The sequence below is a fragment of the Protofrankia sp. Cas4 genome, from assembly GCF_963555915.1.
GTDB lineage: Bacteria > Actinomycetota > Actinomycetes > Frankiales > Frankiaceae > Protofrankia.
On sequence record NZ_CAUVXL010000074.1, the window covers coordinates 6,052 to 15,964 of the forward strand.

15 protein-coding genes are annotated in these 9,913 nt (G+C 72.7%); all 15 read left to right on the top strand.

Features of this window, described 5'->3' with window-relative positions:
• The first annotated feature begins 80 nt into the window (after window positions 1-80).
• Window positions 81-251, top strand: a complete 171-nt coding sequence (locus U9979_RS07520) for a hypothetical protein (RefSeq protein ID WP_322778792.1) — start codon at window positions 81-83, stop codon at window positions 249-251.
• Window positions 252-253: 2 nt separating this feature from the next.
• A complete protein-coding gene (locus U9979_RS07525; RefSeq protein ID WP_322778803.1) occupies window positions 254-505 on the top strand; it encodes a WhiB family transcriptional regulator in 252 nt (83 codons plus the stop codon).
• Complete coding sequence (locus U9979_RS07530) at window positions 502-918, top strand: hypothetical protein (RefSeq protein ID WP_322778793.1); 417 nt, start codon at window positions 502-504, stop codon at window positions 916-918. The genes U9979_RS07525 and U9979_RS07530 overlap by 4 nt, the downstream gene beginning before the upstream one ends.
• 107 nt (window positions 919-1,025) lie before the next feature.
• Complete coding sequence (locus U9979_RS07535; RefSeq protein WP_322778794.1) at window positions 1,026-1,292, top strand: excisionase family DNA-binding protein; 267 nt, start codon at window positions 1,026-1,028, stop codon at window positions 1,290-1,292.
• Entirely contained in the window at window positions 1,289-1,786 is a 498-nt protein-coding gene (locus U9979_RS07540; RefSeq protein WP_322778795.1) for a hypothetical protein, read from the top strand. Before U9979_RS07535 ends, U9979_RS07540 begins: the two co-directional genes overlap by 4 nt.
• Window positions 1,787-1,982: 196 nt before the next feature.
• Window positions 1,983-2,993, top strand: a complete 1,011-nt coding sequence (locus U9979_RS07545) for a DUF2637 domain-containing protein (RefSeq protein WP_322778796.1) — start codon at window positions 1,983-1,985, stop codon at window positions 2,991-2,993.
• Window positions 2,986-3,240: a hypothetical protein gene (locus U9979_RS07550; protein WP_322770417.1), complete on the top strand. Its 255-nt coding sequence runs from the start codon at window positions 2,986-2,988 to the stop codon at window positions 3,238-3,240. The genes U9979_RS07545 and U9979_RS07550 overlap by 8 nt, the downstream gene beginning before the upstream one ends.
• Window positions 3,241-3,421: 181 nt before the next feature.
• Window positions 3,422-4,042 carry a hypothetical protein gene (locus U9979_RS07555; protein WP_322778797.1) on the top strand — a complete coding sequence of 207 codons (621 nt, stop codon included), beginning with the start codon at window positions 3,422-3,424 and terminating at the stop codon, window positions 4,040-4,042.
• Window positions 4,039-4,683, top strand: coding sequence for a lytic transglycosylase domain-containing protein (locus U9979_RS07560; RefSeq protein WP_322778798.1), 645 nt, complete (start codon window positions 4,039-4,041; stop codon window positions 4,681-4,683). The genes U9979_RS07555 and U9979_RS07560 overlap by 4 nt, the downstream gene beginning before the upstream one ends.
• Before the next feature lie 16 nt (window positions 4,684-4,699).
• A complete protein-coding gene (locus U9979_RS07565; protein ID WP_322755743.1) occupies window positions 4,700-5,296 on the top strand; it encodes a hypothetical protein in 597 nt (198 codons plus the stop codon).
• 10 nt (window positions 5,297-5,306) lie between these two features.
• Entirely contained in the window at window positions 5,307-6,392 is a 1,086-nt protein-coding gene (locus U9979_RS07570; protein WP_322778799.1) for a hypothetical protein, read from the top strand.
• A 104-nt stretch (window positions 6,393-6,496) separates the two neighbouring features.
• Window positions 6,497-8,680 carry an ATP-binding protein gene (locus U9979_RS07575; RefSeq protein ID WP_322778800.1) on the top strand — a complete coding sequence of 728 codons (2,184 nt, stop codon included), beginning with the start codon at window positions 6,497-6,499 and terminating at the stop codon, window positions 8,678-8,680.
• 310 nt (window positions 8,681-8,990) lie between these two features.
• Complete coding sequence (locus U9979_RS07580) at window positions 8,991-9,128, top strand: hypothetical protein (RefSeq protein ID WP_322755740.1); 138 nt, start codon at window positions 8,991-8,993, stop codon at window positions 9,126-9,128.
• Window positions 9,125-9,397, top strand: coding sequence for a hypothetical protein (locus tag U9979_RS07585; protein WP_322778801.1), 273 nt, complete (start codon window positions 9,125-9,127; stop codon window positions 9,395-9,397). Before U9979_RS07580 ends, U9979_RS07585 begins: the two co-directional genes overlap by 4 nt.
• Window positions 9,394-9,846: a hypothetical protein gene (locus tag U9979_RS07590; RefSeq protein ID WP_322778802.1), complete on the top strand. Its 453-nt coding sequence runs from the start codon at window positions 9,394-9,396 to the stop codon at window positions 9,844-9,846. Before U9979_RS07585 ends, U9979_RS07590 begins: the two co-directional genes overlap by 4 nt.
• Window positions 9,847-9,913 lie beyond the last annotated feature (67 nt).

The window sequence follows — 9,913 nt, forward strand, 5'->3', positions numbered from 1 at the left end:
AGCCAGCGCCGCCATCTCCCGGACACGTTCACCGACCACGACGCCGACCACGCCCGCCGCCTCGCCGAGGAGGCGGACCGATGACCGGCCCGTTCGACGACCGGGACGAGGCGGCCGCCGCCGGCGACACTCTCGCCGACAGTCACCCCGACACCCGGATGCACTGGGTGATCGAGCTCGTCGACGTCACCACCGCCGACCTGCTCCTGGCCCTGACCGGCGACCTCCGCGCCACCGACGGTGTGGCATGACCGTGGACTGGCGGCAGCGGGCGGCCTGCCGGAATACGAACCCGGACCTGTTCTTCCCCGCCGGCACCTCCGGAGACGCGGTGGAACATCAGGTCGCGGCGGCCAAGGCGCTGTGCGCCCGGTGCCCGGTCCGATGTGCCTGCCTGGACTGGGCGCTGACCACCGGACAGGACGCCGGCATCTGGGGCGGCCTGGACGAAGACGAACGCCGGACGCTGCGGCGCCCGGCCCGCACCCCGGTGCGCACGTCATGACGGCCCCGGTGATGGCCCGCCCGGCGGGCTCGGTGGAGTTGGCGCGGGCGCTGGCCGATGTGCGTCACCTCTCGGCACGGGAGTGGACGGCAGCGCGGGACTACGCGGATGCGGTGGCCGCCGAGGGTGATGCACTGGTCGCCTACGCGTTCACGATCGCCGACGGCGCCGCTGAGGACGAGGTCCGCGCCGCCCGCGAGGTGCTCGCGCACACGCTGGGCCGCCGCGATGACGCCGGCCGACGACTCGGCTTGAACGGCCAGTCGCCCGAGGCGATCCGGGTGGTGCGGGAGCTGCTCGACGCGGCCCGCGCTGCTCGAGCCGGCTCAACGGAAACACAAATTCGGGTGGGGCGGTTCCGCTCGGACCCCATGGATTCACACAGCGGGGGTGTGGCGGGGTTTAGGCCCTGACACCCCACGACCACCGACGAGATGACTGCCTCTGAGGAGAAACGGGGTTCCGGCGGGCTGCCACCCACCGGAACCCCAGAGCATCGGATCTTGAAGGGATCTCATCGATGCAGATCAAGGCTAGCGCGCCCTCGACTGAGGACCCGAGTTCACCGCACCCGTTGATGACGGTGCGGGAAGCGGCGCAAGCGCTTCGGGTCAGCGAGATGACCGTTCGCCGGGCGATCCACGACCGGGCGATGCCCGCTGTGGTGGTCGGCCGCGCCTACCGCGTCCCCTGCACGTTCATCACCCGGCTACTCGACGTGGCCGACGGCGGCCTGACCGCCGTCGCCGCGGAGCTGGCCCCCGCGCCTGCGGGAGGTGCCGCGTGAACCGCGTGCAGGAGACAACCCGGCTGTCGTTGCCGATCCCCGTACCCGGATCCGGTGGAGACGCCGGTAGCCGCCTGGCTGGGCAGGCCGCCGTGCTGCGTACTGCGGCTGCCCTGGTCGAGCGCCTCGCGGAGGCGGACCCCGACGCCCACGTCTACCTCAACGTCACCCCGTGGACGAATGCGCCGATCGCAGTGCAACCCAGCAGCCCGGTCGGCCGGGAGCTGACTGAACAGGACAAGCAGCTCATCCAGATCACCTTGATGGAGGTTCTCGCGGGGCTGCTCGATGCCCAGCTGATCGTTACGCCCCAGCCGGACGAGTGCCGGCTGTGGCTGGCTTGTACCGGCAGCTTCCTTGGCCAGCCTGTCCACGCCTTCGCCCAGGTGCGCGACGACCCCGACCTGGTGGAAGCGGCGAACCGGCTGGCCGCGGTTGGCGACTACCCCGGCCACGACGGTGACCTGGCCGCCGGCACACCGGTGGTGGCGTGATGGCCTGGAGTAAAGCAATCCCCAGCAATGCGACCAAGCGGTGTTCCTGCGGTACGGGCACCCTCCGGCCGTCCGGCACGGCGCATTTCGATGCGGACGGCATGGCGACTATCGGTCTTGCCTGCGACAACCCAAGCTGCACGATCTCGTCCGCCCACTACTGGACGTGGAAGTGGGATCGGCCGCGGGGCGACTCATGACCACCCGAATCGCCCGCCGGACGCTGTCCGGGCCGCTGCTCCTGGCGCTGGTCCTGGTGGCCGGGGTGTGGGCGGCCGGTGCGGTGTGGTCGTTCAAGGAGCAGAGCGAGTTCGCGCACCGGCTCGGATTCACGATCGACTGGCTGCTGCCCGCGGTCGCCGACGGTCTGCCGGTCGCGATGGGAGCGGTGGCGTTCTCGGCGGCGGTCGATGGCCGTCCGGCGACCGCCGCCCGGCTGGGTACCGCGCTTGCGGTCGGCGGATCGGTGGCGTCGAACGGGTTGAACGCGTGGAGCCGCACCGGCGGTGATCTGAAGACCGTCATCGTGGCCTGCGCGGTGCCCACGCTCGCCGGGATCGCGTTCGAGGTGCTCCTCGGTGAGCTGCGCAAGCAGGTGCTGAGCGCTCGCGGGGAGATCTCGCGCCGCACCCGGCTGGAACCGGTGCCGCCGCTGCGTCCGATCCGGGTGCTGTTGGACCCGGTCCGTGAGATCGGCCAGTGGCGCCGGCACGTCCTCGCGGTGACCGACCCGGCCGCGGACTCGACATCGCGGGCCGCGCTGTCCCGGCTGGCCGACGCGGTCGCGGAGATCGGGGCGCAGCGGGAGGCGCCGGCCGATGACGAACCACGGGAGACGTTCGAGGCGCCGGTGTGGTCGACCCCGGCTCTCACCACCTCCGTCCCGAGGAAGACGTCTCGCCCGGTGGGGAGCGAGACGACCCGGACCGAGACGCCGGCTCTCACGGCTCCCGTTCCGAGCGAGACGTCTCGCTCGGCACCGAGCGAGAGAGCTCGCTCGGTGCGGTCGCAACGGAGCGAGATGCGGGCGTGGGCACAGAGCCAGCTCGACGCGGGGGTCCCCATCACGGGCGCCGATCTGGACCGCCAGTTCGGGACACGGACGGTTGGCCGGGTGGTCCTGCGGGAACTGCGGGCCGCCCAGGCGCAGCAGCAGGATGCCGCGGCTGTGCCCGCCCTGGCCGGGGTGGGGGTGTCCGGTGCCTAGCCCGACGGCAACGGATCGGCGCACGGCCGGCGACGGCCGGATCGCCACCCGTCAACAACGCCGGCAGCGGATGTTCGTGACCCGGTTGGGAACGGCCCACCGGCCGACGGACCGCCTCGGTGTCGCGGTCGATTACCTGCGCGGCGCCCTGGCCGACGCCCCGGCCGTTCACGCGGACCGGGAGGTCGACGCTCTCGTCCGGCAGATCACCGAGGTGGTCGCACGGCTCCACGGGAGGCCGCGATGAGCACGAGGAGTGACCGTCCACTCGACTGTCCAGTGGACGGTGGAGAGCGGGCGACGGCCCCCCGGATCGAGGGCCACCGCGCGTGCCGACGCGCGCGCACGCGCATGCGCGAGACCTCGGCGAGTCTAACCGGCCGGCAGCCGGTGACCGCCGGTGAGCGCCGGGGCGGGGGGTGGACGCGGTGAGCGTCACCGCACTGTGCCCCGACTGTCAGGTTCCGATCGGCACGGCCCACGACGACGACTGCGACCGGGCGATCTGTCTGCTGACCGGCGGGCAGCGGCTGATCTGCGCCGACGGCGAACACGACGACGAACCTGACGGCGACTGCGGTCGTGACGTGTGGACCGGCCACACAGGCCCGGATCGGACCCCGCTCGGCGCAACAGGAGAACAGGAGCAGACGGTGGCCGGCAAGGAAGCGACGACCGTGCCCGGCGCGGATCTGCTCAAGGCCCCGCGGATCGACCCCGTTCCCGCCGGCGAGACCGCACTGGTCGACCAGACGCCGACCGAGACGCGGAGCCGGGTTGCCCGCCGGGTGTGGGAGGTGGCGATCGGCCAGTGGCCGTCGGTGTGGTCGGCGCCGCCCACGGAACCGGCGGCGCTGGTCCGCTACGCCGCCGCCGGGCAGTGGTGCGCCCCGGACGCGACAACGTGGCGACGGCTGGGACAGGCCTACTGCGTCCTGCTCGCGATCCCGGTGAGCGTGGCGCTGTACGTGGCGGCATGGCTGGTGCAGCGCCCGGGCCGTCTCGTCGCGGCCGCGGTGCTGGCCACAATCGTCTGGCTCGTGCTGTGACCGGCCTGGCCGCCCACGGCGGCTGGTCAGTGGTCGTCCTGGCCGGCGGGGTGGTCCTCGCGGTGTGGCTGCGCCGGCTGGTGCTCGCCGCGGTCCTCGCGGCGGCGCTGGTGGTGGTCGCCGGGCTGGTCCCGGTCCTGCGCCCCGGTTCGCCGGCGGGTGGGCCGCTGGCGGCGGGCGCCCCGGTCCCGGCCGCCTACCGGCCGTGGATCGTGCGGGCCGGTTCGCAGTGCCCGGACATCACCCCGGCGCTGCTCGCCGCCCAGTTGGCGCAGGAGTCCGGGTTCAACCCGGCCGCCCGCTCGGCGGTCGGGGCGATGGGGATCGCCCAGTTCATGCCCGACACCTGGCCGAGCTGGGCCGTGGACGCCGACGGGGACGGAGTCGCGTCGGCGTGGTCACCACCGGATGCGATCACCGCGCAGGGCCGGTTCATGTGCGCGCTGGCCGCCGCGGCCCGCGCCGGGCGGAACGCCGGCCGGATCCGCGGGGACGTGCCCGCCCTCGCGCTGGCCGGCTACAACGCCGGACCCGGTGCCGTCCAAGCCGCCGGCGGCATCCCCGCGATCAGCGAAACCCGCACCTACGTCAGCCGGATCACCGCGCTGACCGCCGTCTACGCCGACCCCTCCCACCTGTGAACCCGTGGAGACCCTCATGACCATTCTGTCGCTGGCGCCGGTCACCGCCGACGTGCTCGGTCTGCCCACTCCCGCCGCGGTGTCCGCCGCGATCCCCCTGTTCGTGATCGGTCTGCTGCTGTGGCGCCGGGTCCTGCCCCGGGTGGCAGCGATCCTGGCCCTGCTCGCCGGGGCCGCGTTGACCCGCGGCTGGCTCTACATCGTGATCCACACGGTGCTCGACACCACCACCACCGTGATCAACGCGGTGACCCGGACCGCGATGGGCGGCATCGTTCCCGGTGCGCTGGCGATCGTCATGGCGATCTACTACGTGCTCCAGGTCCGGGTGGACGCCGAAACCGTCAACCGGCTGCTCGACGCCCGAACGCGGGGGGTCCGTGGGCTGCGCCCGTCCGCCGCTGGTGGTCCGGGCCGGGGCGGGTTGGCCCTGACCAGCGGACGGCCCCGGCCGCGATGGCCCCGCATGGTCGGCGCCCTGCTGGTCGGCCTGGCGTTGCCGAGCGTGGTGGCCACGATCCCGGGCACCGTCGGCGCCCTGGCGGTGTCCTCGGTGAACGTCGTCGGGGGGCTGATGGCCGCCGGGCTCGACCACACCATCGGGATCCGGTGACCCGGTGGAGATGATCCTCATCTGGTGTCTGGCGTACGCGATCATGCGCAGCCTGCAGGACACCGTGGTCAACACCACCAGCCTGCTCAAGGGCCGGCCGGTCACCCCGCGCGGGCGGCGTGCCGCCACCGAAAACCCGGACGCGGCCACCCGCCCGTCCTACACCGGGCGGACCGCGGGCGCGGTCGGCGGCCTGATCCGCGAGTCGTTCCTGGACGGCTGGCGGTTCGGCTGGCGGTGGGGCCGGCAGTCCTACCGACGCCGGGCCGGCCGGTGGCAGTCCTGGCGGCCTTGGCAGGAACCGCCGCCGGCGCCGTCCGCCGGCCCTACCGCCGACGGGCGTGGCCAGGACCCGCCCAGCCCCGGGCCGGGCGACCCCGGCCAGCAGGCCCCCACCGTCGACCCCGTCGATCCGGCCGAGCCCGTCGACCCCGAGGTGGTGACCGATCCACCGGATCATGTCGCCTACGACGACGACATGATCGAGGGCACGCCGCTGTGCTGGAGCGACCTGGAACCCGACGAACAGGTCGCGGTCGCCGCCGCCGCCGGCGACCAGTGGGGCCAGCGGTGGACCGCGCTGACCGTCGACCAGCGCGCAGCCACGGTCCGCGACTGGATCAACCAGGTGTACGGCGCCCGGCTGACCAGCACCGACGTGTTCACCGCCCAGGCCCGCCGCGACGACCCGACGTGGTTGTCCGGCCCCCTCGACCCCGGACCCGCCCACGCGGATCCGGTGTACGACCCGGCCACAGCCGGGATCGATCCCACCACCTTCGAAGGAGACCTCATGGCCATCACCTCTGGTGAGACCACCAACATCGCCAACGCCCGGGCCTACTACCAGTCCCTGGAAGGGCACGCGATCACCGACATTGCCAGCCAGATCGAGTTGAGCCGGTCGTACCTGACCGCCGCTGAAATGAGCGACCAGGCGGTACTCGGCGCGATCACTGCCGCCGACGAGGTGGCCCGCACGCTCGCGACCGCCGCCGCCGCCGTCCTCACCGCGCTTGACGCACACCGGCTCATGGAGGAGGCGGTGGCCAGCACGCCGGGTGCGGCCAACACGACCTTCTACCGGCAGGGCTGACCGTTCCCGTCGGACCTGGCCCGCGCGGGGCCGGGTCCGTGCGGTGACCGCCAGACCCATCCCACTCGCGGCCTGTCACAGACGACAGTAAGGAGGAGACCTGCATGGCACCGACCCGAGCTGAGATCGCCCGGCTGCTCGCCGCCGCCGAGCAGGCCGCCACCGAACCGGCCGACCACGCGCCACTCCCGCCCGCACGACACGCCAGCCCGCCGGCCCGCGATCACCGGAACTATGACCGGCTCCGCGGCACCTACCGGACGCTGCGCGGGTGGCCGCTGCGGCACCAGGCCGCCCCGCTCGTGCTGCTGGGAACGCTGTGGACGGCCGGGGCGATCGCCGCCGCGGCCCCCGGCACCATCGGGCCGATCATGCTGGGTGCGACGGTGACGGCCACCGCCGGCTGGCTGGTCCGCCGCCGCCGGCACAGCACGCCCCGCGCGCTCGGCGAGGCCAGGCGGCGGACGGTACGGACCACGCTCGCCGCCGGCGGCTGGCTGCTGCTGGCCGCGTCCCAGGGTGCGTGGGGCTGGCCGGTCGCGGTCCTGTGGATCGGTGGCTACGCCGTGGCCGCGCCGTGGTGGTACCGCCATCGCATCCCCGTGCCCCCGGCGGTCCGCGAACCCGCGGCTCTGCCCCCGCCCGCACCGCTCTGTGAGGTCACCGAACCCGAACCGGAGATCCCCATGCTGTGGGCGCAGCGCGTCGGCGCCACGAACCGGGTCCTGGCCGGCAGCTACCTGACTATGCCGACAACAGCCGGGCCGGCGATGGAGTGGACCGTCCAACTCAACCCCGGCGTGCACACCACCGCCACCGCGCAGGCCGCCGCCCCGCTGATCGCCTCCGCGTTGGGCCTCGACATCGACCAGGTCAGCGTGGACCGTCACCCCGACGGCGGCGCCGACCGCGCCCTGATCCAGATCGTTGATCGGGCGAACAACCCGCTCCAACGGATCAACCACCACCCCGGCCCGGACAAGGTCCACGACCCCAGGAGCGGCTACGCCAACGTCGGTATCCACGCCGACGAAACCCACGCTCGCTGGGCCTTCTACGTCCCCAGTTGGGGTCTTGCCGGCGGGGCGATCATCGGCGGGATCGGTTCCGGGAAATCCACACTGATCACGAACCTGGCGACGACCGCCGCGCACACCCGGGTCCTGTCCGTCTGGGCTGGTGACCCCCAGGGCGGCCAGTCCATGCCCGCCGTGATCCGACGCGCCACCTGGCCCGCCCGCGACCGCGACGAGATCCTGCTCCAACTCCGCGCCGCCGTGAAAGCCATCGACATCCGCGGCGCCCTCAACGGCCTACGCGGCGTCGAACTGCACGTCCCGACCCACGCCGAACCCGGGATCCTGCTGTTCCTCGACGAGATCCACAAGATCTTCATCCGAGGCAGCGAACACGCCATGCTCGGCTCACTGATCGCCCGGGAGGGCCGGAAAGCCGCGGTAGCGATCATCGGCGCCGACCAGTACCCCGGCCTACCGACGTTCGGCGACGACGAGGCGCTGCGCAGCTCGATGTTCGCGAAGAACCTCGCGGTACTGCGGACGGCGAGCAACGTCGCGAAAGGCCTGATCCCCGGACTCGACCTGAACCCCAAAGACCTACCCGACCGGTTCCCCGACGGTTCACCCACCTCCGGCCTGGGCTACCTCGTCGGCGCCCGCACCGCCCCGTTCCGCGGCTGGTACACCCCACACGCCGACGACTGGATGGCCACCGCCCCCCAAGTCGAACTCGACCGGGTGACCGCCAACTTCATCGGCCCCGACTACGTCGACCGAGTCGCCCGCGCCGACGCAGCCCGCGCATCCCAGGCCCGCCGGATCGCGGCGCTGGACCCCGACGCACTCACCGCCCTGCTCGCTGCCGACCCCACCCTGGCCGCCGCCCTCCGCAGCCACCGACCTCTCGGCACCCCGGCCGCGACCGCCCCGATCCCCGCGGCCGGCGCCGGCTGGACACCGCAGCGCACCACCCCCGGTGGCGTCGTGCTCACCCTCGCCGCCGCCCCCAAGTTCGGCCCACCCCCCACCCCCTCCACGCCCCCGGCGGACGGGCTCCGCCCGGCGGTCCTGAACACCCCCGCCGGTACCCGCATCCACCAGCTCGTCACCCAGGGGGTCACCCGCCCCAAGGACCTCGCTACTCAGGCCGGAGTCAGCACGTCCCGCGTTCACACGGTCCTCGCCGACCTCGCCGCGGCCGGCCTGGTCACCAACATCCGCTACGGCGAATGGATCCCCACCCCGACATCCATCACCGCCGTGAACTGACCTCAAACGATCTAGAAAGGACTGATCATGACCAAGCAACAAAAGATCGTCATCCAACGGCAAGACGGACAGCGCTCCGAGATTTCAATGAACAGCGACTTGTGCCCGACCGAGTGCCAGAGGCGCGGTATCTGCCCGACGTGTGGCGGTCTCGGGTCCCTGGGCTTCGTCGGGATCACGCGGCCGGTTGAAGGTCGCGTTCCCTGTCCGGACTGCTGATCGCGCCTCCGGCGCGGCGTCCACGCCTGGCAGCACCGCCGCCGCGCCGGGGCCACCCCACCCCGCATCACACGAGAGGAGCAGCACCATCATGCCCACGTTGCATGCCGCACTGACCCGGATGCGCGGGAACGCGCTGCTGGTCGCGCTGGCCGCGGCCGCCGTCGCGGTCCTGGCCGATGAGGCCGCCGATGCCCTCACCGCCCGTTCGGCCGGTGGCGCCCGATGAACACCCGGACAACCAACGAATCAGCCAACGCTCTGGCCGAGCTCTTCGACGCACTGCGGGTCGAACAGGCCCGCGGCTGCCCCGAACAGCGCCCCACCCCGGCCAGCCCGTCCCAAGCCGTCGCAGCACGGCTGTGGTCGGAGCCGGACAGCCCGGCGGTGTGCGCGGAACGCCGCCGGCTGCTCCAGGCGGCAGTAGCCGCCGCCGATCCCTATCCCCATCTGCGGCTGGTCGACGACCGGCCCGACACCCTCCAGGACATCGCATGACCGCACCGACCATTACCCCGACGGGCCGGCCAACCCGGGTCGCCGGGCTTCTCGCCGACGCCCCCGCAGAGCTGGCCGTCCGCGGCTGGCACCGCGGCGACCATGTCGACGAGGCCACCGGCGCGGTGGACCTGTCCGGCGCTCTGCGCCTGGCCGCCGGCGTCCACCCCTATGACCTGCCCGACGACCCCGCGGCCTTGCAGGCACTGTGCGACGCCGAGGACGAACTCACCTTCGAACTCGGCGGCAACCCAACCAGCATCGACGCCGGCGAATACCTCGCGGCCTGGAACGACCATCCCGCCCGCACCGCGGCCGACGTCTTGGATCTCCTCGAACGGACCCACAGAGCGATCACCACGGCAACTCCGGGATCGATGACCCCGGCCGAAACCCGGCTCCCCGAAGCCTCGTTTTCCCGGTCGATTACAGCGGAACCCGGCCGATGAGCGGCATGTCCGTCTATCGCGTCGCGGTCATCGTGTTCGCCGACGTCCCCGGCAGAGACGCCCACGA